This window comes from Bradyrhizobium sp. USDA 4541 (assembly GCF_024171085.1).
GTDB classification, from domain to species: Bacteria; Pseudomonadota; Alphaproteobacteria; order Rhizobiales; family Xanthobacteraceae; genus Bradyrhizobium; species Bradyrhizobium australafricanum.
In genome coordinates this window covers 6,667,586-6,686,158 of the sequence record NZ_JALJZF010000001.1, presented here as the reverse complement: position 1 = coordinate 6,686,158, position 18,573 = coordinate 6,667,586, and the positions used below count along the sequence as shown (strand labels likewise).

The window sequence follows — 18,573 nt, the reverse complement described above, 5'->3', positions numbered from 1 at the left end:
GAGCAATCGGGACATCGCCTATGGCTGACATCGCCCTTGCGCCGCGACGTGCGAAAACCGAAATCCGCGAAGCGACCACCTGGGATCAGCTCCGCCACAACAAGAACTGGCTCGGCTTCTGGTTCATGTTGCCGGCGATGGCGTTCCTGATCTTCTTCCTGGCCTATCCGCTCGGGCTCGGCATCTGGCTGTCCTTCACCGACACCCGCATCGGCCGCGTCGGTCATTTCATCGGCACTGAGAACTATGAATGGTTGTGGGACGATGCCATCTTCTGGCTGTCGGTCTTCAACACGCTGCTCTACACCTTCATCGCGAGCGCCGTGAAGTTCGCGGTCGGACTCTATTTGGCGCTGCTGCTCAACGAGCGCATGCCGTTCAAGGCGCTGTTGCGGGCCGCGGTGCTGATCCCCTTCATCGTGCCGACCGTGCTGTCGGCGCTGGCGTTCTGGTGGATCTTCGATTCCCAGTTCTCGATCATCTCCTGGTCGCTCAAGCATCTCGGCCTGATCACCCAGAACATCAATTTCCTCGGCGACACCACCTGGGCCCGGATCTGCGTGATCTTCGCCAATATCTGGCGCGGCGTACCGTTCGTGGCGATCACGCTGCTGGCGGGCCTGCAGACCGTGCAGCCGTCGCTGTATGAGGCGGCGACGTTGGATGGCGCCTCGCGCTGGCAGATGTTCCGCTACATCACCTATCCCTTGCTGACGCCGATCATCGCCGTCGTGATGACGTTCTCGGTGCTGTTCACCTTCACCGACTTCCAGCTGATCTGGGCGATGACGCGCGGCGGCCCGGTCAACGCCACTCATTTGATGGCGACGCTGTCGTATCAGCGCGCGATCATCGCGGGGCAGCTGGGCGAGGGCGCTGCGATCTCGAGCGCGATGATCCCGTTCCTGCTCGCCGCGATCATGGTGTCATGGTTCGGCCTGCAACGCAGGAAGTGGCAGCAGGGAGAGAGCAATGACTGATCTTCCCGCCTCCAAGGTCGACCTCAAGAGCATCCTGTCGACGCCGTCGCGCGTCGACAACAGCGAGGGCATGAGCTACCTGCAGTCGGTGCCGCGGCGGATCGTGACGCTCTACATCCCGCTGTCGATCATCGTGATCATCCTGCTGTTCCCGTTCTATTGGATGGGGCTGACGGCGATCAAGCCGGACGAGCAACTGCTCGATCTCGACAAGTACAATCCGTTCTGGACCTGGAATCCGACCTTCAAGCACGTCCACAAGCTGCTGTTCGAGAGCTACTATCCGCATTGGCTCTGGAACACGATGTATGTGGCGGTGGGCGCCACCTTGCTGTCGATCATCGCGAGCGTGCTCGCGGCCTATGCGATCGTGCGGCTGCGCTACAAGGGCGCCAACGTCGTCGGCGGCCTGATCTTCCTGGCCTATCTGGTGCCGCCGTCGATCCTGTTCATTCCGCTCGCGACCGTCGTGTTTCAGTACGGCCTGTTCGACTCGCCCCTGGCGCTGATCCTGACCTATCCGACGATCCTGATTCCGTTCTCGACCTGGCTGTTGATGGGATATTTCAAGACCATCCCGTTCGAGCTCGAGGAATGCGCGCTGATCGACGGCGCCAGCCGCTGGCAGATACTGATCAAGATCGTGCTGCCGCTCGCCGTCCCCGGCCTGATCTCGGCCTTCATCTTCTGCTTCACGCTGTGCTGGAACGAATTCATCTATGCGCTGACGTTCCTGCAATCGACCCCGAACAAGACCGTGCCGGTCGCCATCGTCAACGAATTCGTTGACGGTGACATCTATCGCTGGGGGTCCCTGATGGCAGGGGCGCTATGCGGCTCGCTACCGCTGGTTATTCTTTACGCGTTCTTCGTAGAGCATTATGTCTCGGCGATGACGGGTGCCGTGAAGGAATGAGCGCGCAAGGCCCGCAGCTGAATTCGAACAAGACAAGAAAAGGAGCAGGGTCGTGCACATTCTGATTCTGGGCGCCGCCGGCATGGTCGGCCGCAAGCTGACCGAGCGTCTCTTGCGCGAGGGCCGCCTCGGCAAGCAAGAGATCACCCGGATGACGCTGCAGGACGTGGTCGCGCCGGCCAAGCCCGCCAATGCCTCGATCCCGGTCAATGTGGTCGCATCCGATTTCGCCGATGCCGGCGCCGCGGCGCCCCTGATCGCCGAGCGTCCCGAGGTGATCTTCCATCTCGCCGCGATCGTCTCGGGCGAGGCCGAGGCCGAGTTCGACAAGGGCTACCGGATCAACCTCGACGGCACCCGCTATCTGATCGACGCCATCCGTGCCGTCGGCGGCGGCTACAAGCCGCGGCTGGTGTTCACGTCCTCGATCGCGGTGTTTGGCGCGCCGTTCCCCGAGAAGATCGGCGACGAGTTCTTCCATACGCCGCTGACGAGCTATGGCACGCAGAAGTCGATCTGCGAGCTCCTGATCAACGACTACACCCGCAAGGGTCTGCTCGACGGGATCTCGATCCGCCTGCCGACAATCTGCGTGCGTCCGGGCAAGCCGAACAAGGCGGCGTCCGGCTTCTTCTCGAATATCATCCGCGAGCCGCTGGCGGGCGAGGAGGCAGTGCTGCCGGTCTCCGAGGACGTCCGGCACTGGCACGCCTCGCCGAAATCGGCGGTCGGCTTTCTGGTTCACGCCGGCACGATGGATCTCAATGCGATGGGGCCGCGGCGCAATCTCAGCATGCCCGGGATGTCCGTCACCGTCGGCGAGCAGATCGCGTCGCTGGAGCGCGTCGCCGGCAAGAACGTCACCGCGCGGATCAAGCGGGTGCCCGATCCGACCATCATCAGCATCGTCTCGGGCTGGCCGCGCGATTTCGCCACCGACCGCGCGCTGAAGCTCGGCTTCACCACGGCCGAGAAGACGTTCGACGACATCATCCGGATCCATATCGAGGACGAACTCGGCGGCAAGTTCGCCGCCTGAGCAACGTCCGAGCTAAAGCATGATCCGGACAAGTGCGAAGCGGTTTCCCTCGCGACAAACGCGGAACGCGTTTGCGCGAAGATCATGCTCAGACAAGGGGCTAAGGCGCGATGATGATTCAACCAGGCTTCATCGCGCTTTAGCGCGGCGCTTGAGATGACCAGAGTTGCCAGCATCGGCGAATGCATGATCGAGCTGCGCCAGGCTCCTGGCGGCCAGCTCGGCGGGCTGTATTCGCGCTCCTATGGCGGCGACACGCTCAACACCGCGGTCTATCTGTCCCGGCTCGGCATCCACGTCGATTACTTCACGGCGCTCGGCGATGATGCGCTGAGCGATGAGATGATCGCGGGCTGGGCGAGCGAAGGCATCGGCACCAAGCATGTCGCGCGATCGGCGGGCAAGCTGCCCGGCCTCTATCTGATCCAGACCGACGACAAGGGCGAGCGGCGCTTCTTCCACTGGCGTGACAGCGCCGCCGCCCGCGACCTGATGGATCTGCCCGAAACGGAAGACATCCTGAACTCACTCGCGACCTATGACGTCGTCTATCTCTCGGCGATCACGCTCTCGATCCTGCGCGAGGACGGGCAGGAGCGATTGCTGGCGGCGCTGAAGCGTGCGCGGCTGTTGGGGACGCGGTTTGCGTTCGACACCAATTTCCGCGCCCGCGGCTGGCCGGACCTGAACGTCGCGCGGAAGGTCTTCAGCAGCGCGTTCGAGACGGCCGATATCGTGCTTGCCTCGACCGAGGATCTGGCGCCGCTTTATCCCGGCGAGAGCAACACGGCGCTGCTGGCCGGCATCTCGAGCCCCGAGGTGGTGCTGAAGCTCGCCGAGCCGGCCTGCATCGTGCGCTCGGCCGGCGGAACGCGCGAGGTGAAGGCGGAGCAGCTTACCAAGCCGGTGGTCGATACCACCGCGGCCGGCGACAGCTTTGCCGCCGCCTATCTCGCCGCGCGGCTCGGCGGCGCCGAGCCAGAGGAGGCGGCGCGCGCCGGCCATCGGCTGGCCGGTGTCGTGGTGTGCTATCCCGGCGCGATCATTCCGCGCTACGCCATGCCGCCGAAAAAGGCGCTTCGTCTCCCACCATCCCGTAAGGCCTCGCAATGACAACGACATCGAAGCAGGACCGGATCGCCGAGCTGATCCGTCAGGCCACCGTGATCCCGGTGCTGACCATCGAGCGGCTCGAGGACGCGGTGCCGCTTGCAAAGGCGCTGGTCGCCGGCGGCGTGCGGACGCTCGAGGTGACGCTGCGGACGGCGGTCGCGGTCGACGCGGCCAGGGCCATCATCGCCGGTGTGCCGGAGGCAATCGTCGGGATCGGCACGATCCTCAATGGTGACGACCTGATGCGCGCCGAGGCGCTGGGCGCCAAATTCGGCATCAGCCCGGGTGCGACGCCCGAGCTGTTGGCGGCGGCAGCCTCCAGCCAGCTGCCCTTCGCGCCGGGGATCGCGACCGCCTCCGAGTTGATGCAGGCGCTGGCCCACGGCTTCGACGTCGTCAAATTCTTCCCGGCCGAGCAGGCGGGCGGTATCAAGGCACTGCGGGCTCTGGCCGGGCCATTTCCGCAGGTCAGGGTGTGCCCGACCGGCGGGGTCAGCGAGGCCAATGCGGTGACCTGGCTCGCCGAACCGAATGTGCTGGCGGTCGGCGGTTCCTGGCTGTGCCCCGCGGCCGATATCCGCGCCGCCAATTGGGCGGGCATAACCGCCATGTGCGCGACGGCGATGAAAACGCTGAAAGCCGCCTGAAGATACGCTACATAACTCTCCGAACAGGAACAGGGAGATACAGCCATGACCGCCAGCATCGTGGGTTGGGCGCACACGCCATTCGGAAAGTTCGACGCGGAGACCGTCGAGGGTCTCGTGGTCAAGGTCGCCAACGAGGCGCTGGCTGACGCCGGCATCGCCGCGTCCGATGTCGACGAAATTATGCTCGGTCATTTCAACGCCGGCTTCTCGCCGCAGGATTTTACGGCCTCGCTGGTACTGCAGGCCAATCCGGCGCTGCGCTTCAAGCCGACCACCCGGGTCGAGAATGCCTGCGCCACCGGATCGGCCGCCGTGCATCAGGGCATTCGCGCCATCGAAGCCGGCGCCGCGAAGATCGTGCTGGTGGTCGGCGTCGAGCAGATGACGAAGACGCCGGGCCCGGAGATCGGCAAGAACCTGCTCAAGGCGTCGTATCTGCCCGAGGACGGCGACACGGTCGGCGGCTTTGCCGGCGTGTTCGGCAAGATCGCGCAGGCCTATTTCCAGAAATACGGCGACCAGTCGGATGCGCTGGCGATGATCGCCGCCAAGAACCACAAGAACGGCGTCGCCAATCCCTATGCGCAGATGCGCAAGGATTTCGGCTTCGAGTTCTGCCGCGCCGAGAGCGACAAGAACCCGTTCGTCGCCGGTCCCTTGAAGCGCACCGACTGCTCGCTGGTCTCGGACGGCGCCGCGGCACTGGTGCTGACCGATGCCGAGACCGCCAAGACCATGGGCAAGGCGGTGAACATCCGTGCCACCGCGCATGCGCAGGATTTCCTGCCGATGTCCAAGCGTGACATCCTGCAGTTCGAAGGCTGCACCACCGCCTGGCAGCGCGCGCTGCAGAAGGCCGGCCTGCAGCTCTCCGACCTGTCCTTCGTCGAGACCCATGACTGCTTCACCGTCGCCGAGCTGATCGAATATGAAGCGATGGGCCTGACGCCGAAGGGACAGGGCGCGCGCGCGATCATGGAAGGCTGGACCCAGAAGGACGGCAAGCTGCCGGTCAATCCGTCCGGCGGCCTCAAGGCCAAGGGCCACCCGATCGGCGCCACCGGCGTCTCCATGCATGTGATGAGCGCGATGCAGCTCACGGGGCAAGCGCCCGAGGGCATGCAGCTCAAGAACCCGCAGATCGGCGGCATCTTCAACATGGGCGGCGCCGCGGTCGCCAACTACGTCTCGATCCTCGAGCCGGCGAAGTAGCTTGAACATTGCCGAATGGCTGGCGGCGACGGCACGGGCGCGTCCCGACGCGCCGGCGCTGCTGACCGGTTTCGATCTCGACGCCGACTACGCCACCTTTGCCCGCCGCGCCGCCTCGATCGGGGCGGCGCTGGCGCGCGATCACGGCATTGCCGCCGGCGACCGCATCGCGCTGTTTGCGTCGAACTGCACGCAATATCTCGAATGCCTCTACGGCATCTGGTGGATCGGCGCCGCCGCGATCCCGATCAACGCCAAGCTGCACGGCCGCGAGGCGGCGTGGATCTGCGGCAATGGCGGTGCCGAGCTCGCCTTCGTCTCCGATGACACGATCGGTGCGTTGAACAAGGCGAAGGACGACTGCCCCGCCGGCATGACCACGCTGTCGGTCGACAGCGACGCTTACAAGACGATGCGAAGCGGCGAGGGGCCACCTGCACCGCTGCCGCGCGAAAACAACGATCTCGCCTGGCTGTTCTACACATCGGGCACCACGGGCCGTCCCAAGGGCGTGATGCTCAGCCACGGCAATCTGGTCGCGATGTCGCTGTGCTATCTCGCCGACGTCGATCCGGCGACGCCGCACGATGCCTCGCTCTATGCCGCGCCGATCTCGCATGGCGCCGGCCTCTACAATTTCCCGCACGTCCGGATGGGCGGCCGCCACGTCGTGCCGGAGTCCGGCGGCTTCGATCCTGACGAGGTGCTCAACCTCGGCCGCCAGCTTGACAATGTCGTGATGTTCGCGGCCCCCACGATGGTGCGCCGCCTGGTCGATGCCGCGAAGAAGCGCGGCGAGAACGGCGAGGGGCTGCGCACCATCATCTATGGCGGTGGTCCGATGTACACGGCCGACATCACCGATGCGATGACGACGATGGGCCAGCGCTTCGTGCAGATCTATGGCCAGGGCGAGTCGCCGATGACCATCACGGCGCTGTCGCGCGGCTGGCACGCCCGGAGCGATCATCCGCGCTATCTCGAACGGCTGGCTTCAGTCGGGCTGGCGCAGAGCGTCGTCACCGTGCGCATCACCGACAAGGACGGCACGCCGCTGCCTCCCGGGGAGACCGGCGAGATCGAGGTCAAGGGCGCGACCGTGATGCTCGGCTACTGGAACAATCCGAAGGCCAATGCCGAGACATTGAAGGACGGCTGGCTGCGCACCGGCGATGTCGGCCGGCTCGACGCCGACGGCTTCCTCACGCTGTCGGACCGCTCCAAGGACGTGATCATCTCCGGCGGCACCAACATCTATCCGCGCGAGGTCGAGGAAGCCCTGCTGACCCATCCCGATGTCAGCGAGGTCTCGGCCGTCGGTGTGCCGGATCCGGAATGGGGCGAGATCGTCGTCGCCTGCGTCGTGCTCGCGGACGGCGCCGCCGCCGACGACGGCAAGCTCGACGCGCATTGCCTTGCCTCGATCGCCCGCTTCAAGCGGCCGAAGCGCTATGTCTATCTCGATGCCCTGCCGAAGAACAATTACGGCAAGGTGCTGAAGACCGCGCTGCGGGAGATGCTGGCCAAAGGCATGGGCTAAAGCGGGGCGAGCCTGGGTTGAATCGAAAACATCGAAGACAACCCCATGCACTGTAGGGATTGGGGTCACTAAGGCGGTTAAGGGATATGCCCGGACCTCCCGCCGCGCTAAGCTGCCTGTGCTTGTCACCGGGAGAACGGACCATGGGAATCGAGACGTCTCTGTCGCTGTCGGAAGTGAACGATCGCATCGCGATCCTCCGGGACAATATCAGGCAGCTGATCGAGCAGGCCGCAGGCGCAGCCGGCGCCGAAGTCGAGGAGCGCATCGCCGAGCGGCTCGAGCAGCAGAATGCGGAACTGGAAAAGCTCCTGAAGGCGCGCGAGGTGATGACGGGGCAGTCGCCGGCATAAGGGCGGCGGTGAATACGCTTCGTTTTGCCCAGCCTGCGTTCCGCCGCACGGAAGCGGCCCGGCCGCAGCCATGCATACGCCCATACGCCCGGCGCAGCTTGATCTCTTGGAATAGCTCCCGTTACTAGCTCTATAACCACGACATCCGGGAGCGAACAAGACGATGGGACCACTGCAGGGTATCAAGGTCGTCGACATGACGACCGTGCTGATGGGACCCTACGCCACGCAGATGCTGGGCGATTACGGCGCCGACGTCATCAAGGTGGAATCCCCCGACGGCGACGTGACGCGGCAGATCGGTCCGACGCGGCATCCCGGCATGGGACCGGTGTTCCTCAACACCAATCGCAGCAAGCGCTCGGTCTGCCTCGATCTGAAGAAGCCGGCGGGGCGCGAGGCGGTGCTGCGGCTGATCGCGAAGGCCGACGTGCTGGTCTACAATGTGCGCCCGCAGGCGATGGCGCGGCTGCAGCTCGGCTATGACGTCGTTTCCAAGGTCAACCCGCGGCTGATCTATGCCGGCGTGTTCGGCTTCGGCCAGGAGGGACCTTATGCCGCCAAGCCCGCCTATGACGATCTGATCCAGGGCGCGACCGCGCTGCCGGCGCTGATGGCGCAAACCTCGGACGGCGTGCCGCGCTATGTGCCGAACGCGCTGGTGGATCGCATCGTCGGCCTCACCGCGGTCGGCGCGATCTGTGCGAGCCTTGTGCATCGCGATCGCACCGGGCAGGGCCAACGCGTCGATATTCCGATGTTCGAGACCATGGCCGGCTTCGTCATGGGCGATCACATGGGCGGGTTGACCTACGATCCGCCGCTCGACAAGGGCGGCTATGCGCGCCATCTGTCGCCGGACCGGCGGCCATACAAGACGCTCGACGGCTATATCTGCGTGATCGTCTACAACGACAAGCAGTGGGAGAACTTCTTCAAGGCGACCGGCCGCGACGATCTGCGCAGCGATCCGAAATTCGCGACCTTCGCCGGCCGCGCCACCAATATCGATGTCGTCTACGCCGAGCTCGCGCGCATCCTGCAGACCAAGACGACCGCCGAGTGGAACGGGATCCTCGAAAAGGCCGACGTGCCGGTAATGCCGATGCACGATCTCGAGAGCCTGCTGGAGGACCCGCATATGGTCGCGACCGGCGTCTTCCCCGTGGTCGATCATCCGACCGAGGGGCGGATCCGCAGCATGACGCCGTCGGCGCGGTGGTCGGAGACCAAGGTCGAGCCGAGCCGGCTGGCGCCACGGCTCGGCGAGCACAGCGCGGAGATTTTGCGGGAGGCAGGCTTCTCCACCGAGGAGATCGCGGCGATGGTGCGCGACGGCGCGGCCAAAGCGGTGCAGGCATAGGAGCACGACAGATGGATTTCGCACTCTCCGCCAACCAGGAATCGATCCGCGATGCCGTCGCCAAGATCTGCTCGCGCTTTGACGAAGCCTACTGGCTGAAGAAGGACAAGGAGGGCGGCTATCCGGCCGACTTCCACCGCGCGCTGGCCGATGCCGGCTGGCTCGGCATCTGCATCCCCGAGGAATATGGCGGCTCCGGGCTCGGCATCACCGATGCCGCGATCATGATGCGCACGATCTCCGAATCCGGTGCCGGCATGTCCGGCGCGTCCGCGGTGCATATGAACGTGTTCGGGCTCAATCCGGTGGTGGTGTTCGGCACCAAGGAGCAGTGCCAGCGCATGCTGCCGCCGATCATCGACGGCCGCGACAAGTCCTGCTTCGCGGTGACCGAGCCGAACACCGGCCTCAACACCACGCAGCTCAAGACCCGCGCGGTGCGCCAGGGCGACAAATACATCGTCAACGGCCAGAAGGTGTGGATCTCGACCGCCCAGGTCGCCAACAAGATCCTGCTGCTCGCGCGCACCACGCCGCTGGAGGAGGTGCGCAGCCCGACCCATGGCCTCAGCCTGTTCTACACCGATTTCGACCGCAAGCGCGTCACCGTGCACGAGATCGAGAAGATGGGCCGCAAGCCAGTCGATTCCAACGAGCTGTTCTTCGAGAATTTCGAGATCCCGGTCGAAGACCGTATCGGCGAGGAGGGCCGCGGCTTCGAATACATCCTGCACGGCATGAATCCCGAGCGCATCCTGATCGCGGCTGAAGCCGTCGGCCTCGGCCAGATCGCGCTGAAGCGGGCGTCGGAATATGCCAAGGGCCGCATCGTGTTCAACCGGCCGATCGGCATGAACCAGGCGATCCAGCATCCGCTGGCGAAGTGCTGGATGGAACTGGAGGCAGCCTGGCTGATGGTGCTGCGCGCCGGCTGGCAGTATGACCAGAACCTGCCCTGCGGCCCCGCGGCGAACTCCGCAAAATATCTCGCGGCGGAAGCCGGCTTCCATGCCTGCGAGCAAGCGGTGATGACCCATGGCGGCTTCGGCTACGCCAAGGAGTACCACGTCGAGCGCTACTTGCGGGAATCGCTGATCCCGCGCATCGCGCCGATCAGTCCACAGCTGATCCTCAGCTTCATCGGCGAGAAGGTGCTCGGCCTTCCGAAGTCGTATTGAGATGACGCAAGTCATTGTAGGTTGTCATTCCGGGATGGTCCGAAGGACCAGACCCGGAATCTCGAGATTCCGGGTTCGATGCTTCGCATCGCCCCGGAATGACGCTCTGAGATAGGTGCGCTGAAATGAGCTTCGTGACCGGCGTCGGCCTCACGTCCTACGGCAAGCATGAGGGCTTGTCCTCGCTCGACCTGATGAGCAAGGCGGCCGAGCTTGCGATCTCGGATGCCGGGCTGAAGCGCTCCGAGATCGACGGCATCCTCTGCGGCTACTCCACGGTCTCGCCGCACATCATGCTGGCCACGGTCTTCGCCGAGCACTTCGGCATTCGCCCGGCTTACGCGCACGCCGTGCAGGTCGGCGGCGCCACCGGGCTTGCGATGACCATGCTGGCGCATCACCTGGTCGACGCCGGTGTTGCAAAACACGTGCTGGTGGTCGGCGGCGAGAACCGGCTAACCGGGCAGAGCCGGGACGCCTCGATCCAGGCGCTGGCCCAGGTCGGCCATCCCGACTACGAGGTGACGCTGGGGCCGACGATCCCGGCCTATTACGGCCTGGTCGCAACGCGCTACATGCATGAATACGGCCTCACGCAGGTAGACCTCGCCGAGTTCGCGGTGCTGATGCGCAAGCACGCGCTGACGCATCCCGGCGCGCAATTCCACGAGCCGATCACGGTTGCCGACGTGATGGCCTCCAAGCCCGTGGCGATGCCGCTCAAGCTGCTCGACTGCTGCCCGGTGTCGGACGGCGGTGCGGCCTGTGTGATCAGCCGCGAGCCGACCGGCGAGCGGCAGGTCCGCGTCCGCGGCTGCGCCCAGGCACACACCCATCAGCACGTCACCGCAGCGCCTGCGCTGAGCGAACTCGGCGCCGAGATTTCGATCGCGAAAGCGAAGCAGGCGGCGGGCGTCGCGATCCCGGACGTGCGCTACGCCGCGGTCTATGACAGCTTCACGATCACGCTCGCGATGCTGCTGGAGGATCTCGGCCTTGCCGGACGCGGCGAGGCGGCGGCGCGGGTGCGCGCCGGCTATTTCAATCAGGATGGCGAGATGCCGCTCAACACCCATGGCGGCCTGCTCAGCTACGGCCATTGCGGCGTCGGCGGCGCGATGGCGCATCTGATCGAGACCCATCTGCAGATGACCGGCCGCGCCGAAAATCGTCAGGTGCGCGACGCCTCGGTGGCGCTTCTGCACGGCGATGGCGGCGTGCTGTCGTCGCATGTCAGCATGTTCCTGGAGCGCGTGCGATGAGCGGACCGATCGTGGACTGGACCAAGGGCACTGAAGCCATCGTCTACCAGACCTGCAACGGCTGCGGCGCGCGGCAATATTTCCGCCGCAGCTTTTGCGCCGCATGCGGTTCGCCAGATCTTGCCGAGCATCGCGCGAGTGGGGCAGGGACGGTGTATGCGACCTCGCTGGTCTGCCGCGCCGCGACGCCGGAGGCGCGGGCGCATGTGCCCTACAACATCGTGCTTGTCGATGCCGACGAAGGCTTTCGCATGATGGCCCATGGCGACAACGACCTTGCCATCGGCGACAAGGTCGCGGCGCGCTTCACGCAATTCGCGGGGAGGCTGGTTCCATATTTCGCAAAGGCGAAATGAGGGGCTGAACGATCCAGTCAGAACGCAAGACCAGGCTGAACAGGTTCGCTCTTGCCCCTCATAGTTTGCGGATCATTTTGGGCATGATCTTTCCGAAAACCGCTACACACTTTTCGGGATCATGCCTCAGTGCCAATAAAAGATCACGCTGGCGATGACGAGCATTGCCGTCACCGCCAGCATTTGCGCAAGCGCTTCCGAGGCCGCCCTCTTGGTGGCTTCCTTCATGCGTTTCCCCTAGACTTGGGCGTGACTCATCGTTGCGCAAATTGCGCGCAAGACGGCCGGATTTTTTACTCGGAACACCCCGCGTCGAGTATTCGCTTTTGACGAGTCCCCACTCAGCGAATATCGACTGTGACAGCGTTGTCTGGGAATGCGGCGGCAATTTGACTCGCGCGTGTCGCTCCTGCGACAGCAGCCCGTACAGAGCGTTTTCGAGCGAAGTGGATATCGGTTCGCGTGAAGAAAACGCGTCGAAACAAGGATCTAGGGCCCCGTTCCGATTTCATCGGAACGGAAAAAGCTCTAGTGTTTCGGAACCCGACAGAAACGACGGCAAGATCAAGGTTAGGAAATGGCCCGTATCGACTACTCCGATCCCGCGAAGGCAAGCCCGCGGACCCGCGAGATCCTCGACAAGAACCGCAACGCCAATATCTTTCGCATGATGGCGCATTCGCCAAGCTACTTTGAACAGTATTGCCGGCTCGGCGGCGCGATCCGCCACAAGGGCGAGCTCGATCCCGTCGTCCGCGAGCTTGCGATCACGCGCACCGGCATTCTCTGCGAGGCGCCCTACGAGATCGTCGCGCACAAGCGGATCGGCAAGAATGTCGGCGTCACCGACGAGCAGAACGCCGCGCTCGAGGATTGGCGGTCCGCGACCTGCTTCAACGATGTGCAGCGCGCGGCGCTCGCCTTCACCGACGAGATCGTCAAGCTCAAGAAGCCGACCGACGCGACCTTCAGGGCGATCGCAGTGAAGCTGACGCCGGCCGCGCTGATCGAGCTGCAACTCTCGGTCGGCTTCTACATCATGACGTCGAAATTTCTCGAGACCTTCGAGATCGACATGCAGCCGGTGACGGAAGTAGTGAGCTGAGCGGATCGCGTCGCGGAGTCCTTCGCCTCGCCCCGCCTGCGGGGAGAGGCCGGAGCGCATGCAGCGAAGCGGAATGCGGTCCGGGTGAGGGGGAATCTCCGCGAGTCTAACTCGAAGTTATTTTGCGGATGCAGCCCCTCACCCCGACCCTCTCCCCGCGAAGGGCGGGGAGAGGGAGAACAGAGAGACCTACCCCGACGTCAGCAGATCCACCTTTGCATTCGCCAGGATCAGCCGTTCGGCGAGGATCTGCGCGAGGTTGCGCATGATCCGCTCGCCGGCGCGCGGATGTCGCTCGCGGAAGCGCTCGAAATCCTCGATCGTCACTTCGTAGGTGGTCGCCGACATGTCGGCGACCACGTCCGCGACCCGCTTCGGCTCCAGCAGCGCCATCTCGCCGAACGCCATGCCGGCAGTCAGCGTCGCGAGCCGGATGCCGTCCGGCAGGGTGACGTGGACCACGCCGCTGCGGAGGAAGAACAGCGAGGTGGCCTCGCTGCCCGCGGCGATGACCTTTTCATTCTGCTGGTAGGTCCGGACCGTGCAAATCGAGGTGAGATCGGCGATCTCGGCTTCGCTCAATCCGGCGAGCAGCGGCTGCTCGGAAAGCTCCGTGGTCTCGAGGAAGTCGATCGAGCCGCCATAGCGGTAGACGATCTGGTCCTCGGCCCACTCGATCGCGGTGTCGAGCAGATAGAAATCCCTGATATTGCCGAGCCGCCTGGTCCACTCGCTGATCGTGGCCCATTCGCGCGAGGTCCGCTTGATGCCGGACAGGATCACGGTGACGCCGAGCTCGGCGAGCTCCTGGAAAGCTTCGGCCACCAGCCTTGCGCCGGCGCGGGTCGTCGCGGTGACGCGGCGCAGATCGAAGATCACGAATTCGGGCCGCGGGCTGCCGGCGAGGCGGCGCGAGACATAGTCGACATTGGAGAGCGACAGGGTGCCGACCAGCTCGATCACTCGGACCTCCTGGAAGTGCCTTGCCAGGATCTCCTGCTCCTGCGGCCGGCGCACCCGCCGCGACGGGTTCTTGCCGATATTGTAGTCGGCGATGATGCTGTGGCGTGCGTCGTCGCTGCGGTTGAGCATATGCAGGTCGTAATGCGCCGACAGCGTCTCGCACACCTTGATGCCGCGCACGCTGTTGCCGTGCTTGTCGAGTTTTGGCGAATAGCTGCCGAGCCCCAGCCGCGCCGGCAGTGCCGCCAGAATGCCGCCGCCGACGCCGCTCTTGGCGGGAATGCCGACGCGGTAGATCCATTCGCCGGCATAGTCGTACATGCCCGACGAGGTCATCACCGATAGCGTGCGCGCGATGGCGTAGGGCGTCACCACCTGCTCCTCTGTCAGCGGGTTGATGCCGCGATTGGCGAGCGTCGCCGCCATCACGGCGGTGTCGCGTGCGGTGACCAGGATGGAGCATTGCCGGAAATAGACGTCGAGCACCGCAGGCACGTTCTCGGTGATCACGCTGTTGGTGCGCAGCAGATAACCGATCGCCCGGTTGCGGTCGCCGGTGGCGCTCTCGGAGGCATAGACCGCCTCGTCGATATCGAGCTCACGTCCGGCGAAGCGGCCGAGCGCCTGGCGGATGTAGTCGAACGCGCCGTCGCCCTTGTCGGCGTGGAGCAGGCCGGAGCAGGCGATCGCGCCGGCATTGACCATCGCATTGAACGGATGGTTCTCGGCATTGAGCCGGATCGAGTTGAAGGGGTCGCCGGACGGCTCGACGCCGATCACGCTTTCCACCCGTTCGGCGCCCAGCGTGTCCAGCGCCAGCGCGAACACGAACGGCTTCGACATCGACTGGATGGTGAACGGCACCCTGGTGTCGCCGACCTCGTAGACGTGGCCGTCGAGCGTCGCCAGGCTGATGCCGAAATGGGCAGGGTCGGCCTTGCCGAGCTCGGGGATGTAGTCGGCAACCGCGCCCGCGGCCTCCGGCAGGAAGTCTGCGTAACAAGTGTGCAGAAACCGCAGCAGCGGCGGCTTCGAGCTGGACCAAGCCGTGGTGGTGGCGGTGACGGGAGGAGGCGATCGTTTCATCGCCTCCTGTTGTGCAACGCAATCAAGGCGCGCGCAACTGGTTCGGAACCAGCGCCTGACGGCGGACCAGCAGCAAGGCGATCAACACCGTCGGGGCGAGGATCGCAAGCCCCAGCAGCGACACCTGCAGTTGCGACAGCGGGTTGATGCCGCCGCCTGGCGTCGCGAGCACGAAGCCGCCGATCACCAGCAGCACCCGGAGCGGCCATTCCAGGGCACCGGCGCCGCGGAGGTCGCCGACGAAGGCCTGGTAGCCCTGGATGCCGCCGCAGATGAACAGCGTGCCGCAGGCCGCGAGCGCCATCAGGCCGAGGCCGGCGAGATAGGGGCTCGGTCCCTGCATCACCAGCGCCGGGTTCAGCACGAAGAAGAACGGGATGAAATAGATGATGCTGCCGACCCACATCGATTCCCATCCGGTCTTCATCGCGGGCGAGCCGGCGATGCCGGCCGCAGCGAAGGAGGCGATCGCCACCGGCGGGGTGATCGACGACAGCATGCCCCAATAGAAGATGAACATGTGCACCGCCATCCGGTTCAGCCCGAGCTTCTCCAGCGCGGGCGCGACCAGGATGGCGAGGAAGATGTAGCAGGCGGTGGTGGTCAGCCCGAGGCCGAGGATCAGGCTGGTGAAGGCGCACATCACGAGCAGCAGGAACGCGTTGTCGCCCGCAAGCGTCAAAAGATCGTTGGCCAGGCTCGAGACCACGCCGGTCATCGAGAACGCCCCGATCAGCAGACCGCAACCGGCGAGGATGCCGACCAGCTCGACGAAGGTGCGGCCATTGACCTCGAGGAATTTTCCGATCGTCCCGAGCGTCCAGCGGCTCTCCTTGGAGAAGATCTGGTTCAGCACCAGCAGCAGCGCGGTGGCGTAGAACGGCGCGTGGCTTTCGCGCTTGAAATACAGCAGCATCACGATCAGGAGCGCAATGACGAAGACGTAATACCAGCCGTTCTTGATCGTATCCATCACGCGCGGCAGCTCGGCGCGCGGAATGCCCTTCAGCCCGTGGCGTGCGGCGTAGGAGTCGACCTGCATGAACAGGCCGACATAGTAGAGCGCCGCAGGAATGATCGCGGCCACCGCGACCTCCGCGTAGCTGATATTGAGGAACTGCGCGATCACGAACGCGGTGGCGCCCATCACCGGCGGCGCCAGCACGGCGCCGGTGGAGGCGCAGGCCTCGATCGCGCCGGCATAGGAGGCGCGGAAGCCGCTCTTCTTCATGACCGGGATCGTCATGGTGCCGGCGGTCAGCACGTTGGAAACGATCGAGCCCGACATCATGCCGAGCAGGCCGGACGCGAAGATGCAGACCTTGGCGGCACCGCCGCGGAACGTGCCGCACAGCGCGAAGGCGAGGTTGATGAAGAATTTTCCGGCGCCGGTCATCATCAGCGCGGTGCCGAACACCAGGAAGCCGATCACGGTATCGGCGAAGGCCTGGATCGGAATGCCGAGCAGGCTCTCGCCGGACAACACGTGATAGGCGGTGGTCTGGTCGAGCGTCAGCTGCGAGCCGCGGAACGGCCCGAGCCAGCTGGCCTCGGCGAACAGCGGATAGACGGTGAAGGGCAGCACGCTGAGCAGGAGGCTCCAGCCGCCGGTCCGGCGCAGCGCCTCCATCAGCATCACCCACATCACGAGGCCGGCGATGACGACGTTCCTCGGGGCGCCGTCGGACTCCCAGCCATATTGCGCCGCCTTGCGCACGTTCAGCATCAGCCAGATCGAGGCGGCGAAGGTCGCGACGGCGAGCGCGAGGTCATACCAGGGAATGCGGTTCAGCGGCGCGCGCTCCGATCCGGGGAAGATCAGGAACGTGAAGGGCAGCATCAGCGCGATCAAGAGATAGAAATATTCGGTGTTGAGCTGGGTGTAGTCGATGAAGAAGCGCAGCGAGAATTGCTGGTTGATGCAGAGCAGGATGGTTGCGGCGGTTGCGACCACCAGCGCCCAGCGCCACACCCCGCGCAGGGTGCGCACGCGCGTGACCTCGGCCTCCTGCAGATTGTCGAGACCGGCATGCGGATCTTCAAACTCGATTCTTTTCGCAGGCGCAGCCGCGGCGTTCTCGGGCATTGCATCCCCCAATGTTGTCCGTTTTGCCCGTAGCCTAGAGCATGATCCGGAAAAGTGCGAAGCGGTTTTCCGGAAGCACCATGCTCGAACGGGCGCAAGCGCGATGACGACTAACCCGATCTCATCGCGCGTTGGCGGGTCTCACTCAAAGCCATTGGGCATATTGGCTTTCGCAAGCGCGGCAGCGCGCGCCTTCATCCAGCCATCGAGGAAGGCCTTGTCGTCCGACGGCGGGCTCGACTTGCCGTAATCCGTCCAGGCGGCGGCCAGCACCTCCTGGCGCTTGTAAAGCGTGTTGTTGTGCGCGTCCTGCTCGTCGCTCCAGTGGCCGGTTTCCTTGAGCGCCTTCACCGCGCCGGGATGCACGGGGACGACCCAGTTCTTGGTCTGCCGGTCGGCGCCGAGCCCGGCGGCGCCGGGCGCCGAATCCTTGTAGGCGTCGTAGTTGACGATCATCGCCTTGGTGATCGCGTAGATCTGGTCGACCGGCTGCGCCGCATAGGCGACGAAGATCGGGTAGGGGTAATTGCCGAGCTGGATCGGCTTGTCCGGCGAGATGCCGGCGCCGCAGGTTGCGGTTTGCGGGAAGAAGAACGAGCCGACCTTTTTCACCCGTGCCCAGCCTTCCTTGTCGTCGGCGGGCAGCGGCGGCCACATCAGGCCGCGCGGCGAGGTCTCGGCTTCCTTGGCGGGGCCGGTGATCGTGGTGCCGAAGGCGGCATCGGTGTCGTTGTTGATCAGGCCTTTCCACATCGCCCCATAGCTTGCGAACTCGACGATCTTGACGTCCTTCTGGGTGAGGCCGCCGAACGCGAGCATCGCGAGCGAGTTCTGGTTCAGCGCCGGCGAGCCGACCACGAAGCCGACGCGCTTGCCGCGAAGGTCTTTCATTTCCTTGACGCCGGCATCGGCTGCCACGCCGAGCGCGCCGCAATTGCAGTCGACCGACGACAGCATGAGCTGCAGCGGCTGCGGGCCCCACTCCTTGGCGCCGAACTCGAACACGCCTTCCTGCGCGAAATAGGTCCCCGATCCCATCGCCGAGGAGACCGCGCGCTTGGCGCGCAGCGGCGCGAGCCGCGCGACGTCGTTGCCGGCCGGCAGCACGCGGACGTCGGTGCCGTATTTGTCCTTCATCATCTTGCCGACGCCGACCGCGATGTTGAAGCCGGCGGTGCCGGTGTCGTAGGCGGTCACCGCCATGGTCGGCGGCAGCTTGATGTCGTCGGCCGAGGCGGGCAGGGCAGCGAAGATCGAAATGCCGGCAAGAGCGGCAGGCGCGAGCGCCATCAGCCGATGGATCATAATTCCTCCCTTTGTTTCGCTGTGCGAAACTTTTCCGGGCGGAATGATTGCATCGTGATCCGGCGA

The 18,573-nt window shown here is 64.8% G+C and carries 16 protein-coding genes; 13 read left to right on the top strand and 3 right to left on the bottom strand.

Annotation, left to right across the window (positions count from 1 at the left end):
• The first annotated feature begins 20 nt into the window (after positions 1 to 20).
• The 13 genes from J2R80_RS31925 to J2R80_RS31865 all read left to right on the top strand — a co-directional run bounded on the left by J2R80_RS31925 (position 21) and on the right by J2R80_RS31865 (position 13,067).
• Positions 21 to 980, top strand: coding sequence for a carbohydrate ABC transporter permease (locus tag J2R80_RS31925; RefSeq protein ID WP_057019734.1), 960 nt, complete (start codon positions 21 to 23; stop codon positions 978 to 980).
• Positions 973 to 1,896, top strand: a complete 924-nt coding sequence (locus J2R80_RS31920) for a carbohydrate ABC transporter permease (RefSeq protein ID WP_076826534.1) — start codon at positions 973 to 975, stop codon at positions 1,894 to 1,896. The genes J2R80_RS31925 and J2R80_RS31920 overlap by 8 nt, the downstream gene beginning before the upstream one ends.
• Before the next feature lie 52 nt (positions 1,897 to 1,948).
• Positions 1,949 to 2,935, top strand: coding sequence for a D-erythronate dehydrogenase (gene denD / locus J2R80_RS31915; protein WP_028344631.1), 987 nt, complete (start codon positions 1,949 to 1,951; stop codon positions 2,933 to 2,935).
• A 156-nt stretch (positions 2,936 to 3,091) separates the two neighbouring features.
• Positions 3,092 to 4,048, top strand: coding sequence for a sugar kinase (locus tag J2R80_RS31910; protein ID WP_057019736.1), 957 nt, complete (start codon positions 3,092 to 3,094; stop codon positions 4,046 to 4,048).
• Positions 4,045 to 4,695: a bifunctional 4-hydroxy-2-oxoglutarate aldolase/2-dehydro-3-deoxy-phosphogluconate aldolase gene (gene eda, locus J2R80_RS31905; RefSeq protein ID WP_076826536.1), complete on the top strand. Its 651-nt coding sequence runs from the start codon at positions 4,045 to 4,047 to the stop codon at positions 4,693 to 4,695. The genes J2R80_RS31910 and eda overlap by 4 nt, the downstream gene beginning before the upstream one ends.
• Positions 4,696 to 4,740: 45 nt before the next feature.
• Entirely contained in the window at positions 4,741 to 5,910 is a 1,170-nt protein-coding gene (locus J2R80_RS31900; protein ID WP_028344634.1) for an acetyl-CoA acetyltransferase, read from the top strand.
• A gap of 1 nt (position 5,911) precedes the next feature.
• Complete coding sequence (locus J2R80_RS31895) at positions 5,912 to 7,450, top strand: class I adenylate-forming enzyme family protein (RefSeq protein WP_141339952.1); 1,539 nt, start codon at positions 5,912 to 5,914, stop codon at positions 7,448 to 7,450.
• A 143-nt stretch (positions 7,451 to 7,593) separates the two neighbouring features.
• Positions 7,594 to 7,803 carry a hypothetical protein gene (locus J2R80_RS31890; RefSeq protein ID WP_057019739.1) on the top strand — a complete coding sequence of 70 codons (210 nt, stop codon included), beginning with the start codon at positions 7,594 to 7,596 and terminating at the stop codon, positions 7,801 to 7,803.
• A gap of 163 nt (positions 7,804 to 7,966) precedes the next feature.
• Positions 7,967 to 9,166, top strand: a complete 1,200-nt coding sequence (locus J2R80_RS31885; RefSeq protein WP_057019740.1) for a CaiB/BaiF CoA-transferase family protein — start codon at positions 7,967 to 7,969, stop codon at positions 9,164 to 9,166.
• Positions 9,167 to 9,177: 11 nt separating this feature from the next.
• Entirely contained in the window at positions 9,178 to 10,344 is a 1,167-nt protein-coding gene (locus tag J2R80_RS31880) for an acyl-CoA dehydrogenase family protein (RefSeq protein ID WP_028344637.1), read from the top strand.
• A 125-nt stretch (positions 10,345 to 10,469) separates the two neighbouring features.
• Entirely contained in the window at positions 10,470 to 11,606 is a 1,137-nt protein-coding gene (locus J2R80_RS31875) for a thiolase family protein (protein ID WP_076826540.1), read from the top strand.
• Positions 11,603 to 11,962 carry a Zn-ribbon domain-containing OB-fold protein gene (locus tag J2R80_RS31870; protein WP_076826541.1) on the top strand — a complete coding sequence of 120 codons (360 nt, stop codon included), beginning with the start codon at positions 11,603 to 11,605 and terminating at the stop codon, positions 11,960 to 11,962. The genes J2R80_RS31875 and J2R80_RS31870 overlap by 4 nt, the downstream gene beginning before the upstream one ends.
• 577 nt (positions 11,963 to 12,539) lie before the next feature.
• Positions 12,540 to 13,067: a carboxymuconolactone decarboxylase family protein gene (locus tag J2R80_RS31865; protein WP_076826544.1), complete on the top strand. Its 528-nt coding sequence runs from the start codon at positions 12,540 to 12,542 to the stop codon at positions 13,065 to 13,067.
• Positions 13,068 to 13,256: 189 nt separating this feature from the next.
• Here the strand turns inward: J2R80_RS31865 and glsA are convergent, their stop codons facing one another.
• The 3 genes from glsA to J2R80_RS31850 form a co-directional block, all read right to left on the bottom strand.
• On the bottom strand, positions 13,257 to 15,116 hold the full coding sequence (glsA, locus tag J2R80_RS31860; RefSeq protein WP_076826546.1) for a glutaminase A: 1,860 nt from the start codon (positions 15,114 to 15,116) through the stop codon (positions 13,257 to 13,259).
• 22 nt (positions 15,117 to 15,138) lie between these two features.
• Entirely contained in the window at positions 15,139 to 17,202 is a 2,064-nt protein-coding gene (locus tag J2R80_RS31855; RefSeq protein WP_076826548.1) for a TRAP transporter permease, read from the bottom strand.
• A gap of 141 nt (positions 17,203 to 17,343) precedes the next feature.
• Positions 17,344 to 18,507: a TAXI family TRAP transporter solute-binding subunit gene (locus J2R80_RS31850; RefSeq protein ID WP_076826550.1), complete on the bottom strand. Its 1,164-nt coding sequence runs from the start codon at positions 18,505 to 18,507 to the stop codon at positions 17,344 to 17,346.
• Between the last annotated feature and the right edge of the window lie 66 nt (positions 18,508 to 18,573).

Coding starts and splice junctions, on each gene's coding strand:
- J2R80_RS31925 (WP_057019734.1), top strand. CDS start 21: ATGGCTGACATCGCCCTTGCGCCGCGACGTGCGAAAACCGAAATCCGC.
- J2R80_RS31920 (WP_076826534.1), top strand. CDS start 973: ATGACTGATCTTCCCGCCTCCAAGGTCGACCTCAAGAGCATCCTGTCG.
- J2R80_RS31910 (WP_057019736.1), top strand. CDS start 3,092: ATGACCAGAGTTGCCAGCATCGGCGAATGCATGATCGAGCTGCGCCAG.
- eda (WP_076826536.1), top strand. CDS start 4,045: ATGACAACGACATCGAAGCAGGACCGGATCGCCGAGCTGATCCGTCAG.
- J2R80_RS31900 (WP_028344634.1), top strand. CDS start 4,741: ATGACCGCCAGCATCGTGGGTTGGGCGCACACGCCATTCGGAAAGTTC.
- J2R80_RS31890 (WP_057019739.1), top strand. CDS start 7,594: ATGGGAATCGAGACGTCTCTGTCGCTGTCGGAAGTGAACGATCGCATC.
- J2R80_RS31885 (WP_057019740.1), top strand. CDS start 7,967: ATGGGACCACTGCAGGGTATCAAGGTCGTCGACATGACGACCGTGCTG.
- J2R80_RS31880 (WP_028344637.1), top strand. CDS start 9,178: ATGGATTTCGCACTCTCCGCCAACCAGGAATCGATCCGCGATGCCGTC.
- J2R80_RS31875 (WP_076826540.1), top strand. CDS start 10,470: ATGAGCTTCGTGACCGGCGTCGGCCTCACGTCCTACGGCAAGCATGAG.
- J2R80_RS31870 (WP_076826541.1), top strand. CDS start 11,603: ATGAGCGGACCGATCGTGGACTGGACCAAGGGCACTGAAGCCATCGTC.
- J2R80_RS31865 (WP_076826544.1), top strand. CDS start 12,540: ATGGCCCGTATCGACTACTCCGATCCCGCGAAGGCAAGCCCGCGGACC.
- glsA (WP_076826546.1), bottom strand. CDS start 15,116: ATGAAACGATCGCCTCCTCCCGTCACCGCCACCACCACGGCTTGGTCC.
- J2R80_RS31855 (WP_076826548.1), bottom strand. CDS start 17,202: ATGCCCGAGAACGCCGCGGCTGCGCCTGCGAAAAGAATCGAGTTTGAA.
- J2R80_RS31850 (WP_076826550.1), bottom strand. CDS start 18,507: ATGATCCATCGGCTGATGGCGCTCGCGCCTGCCGCTCTTGCCGGCATT.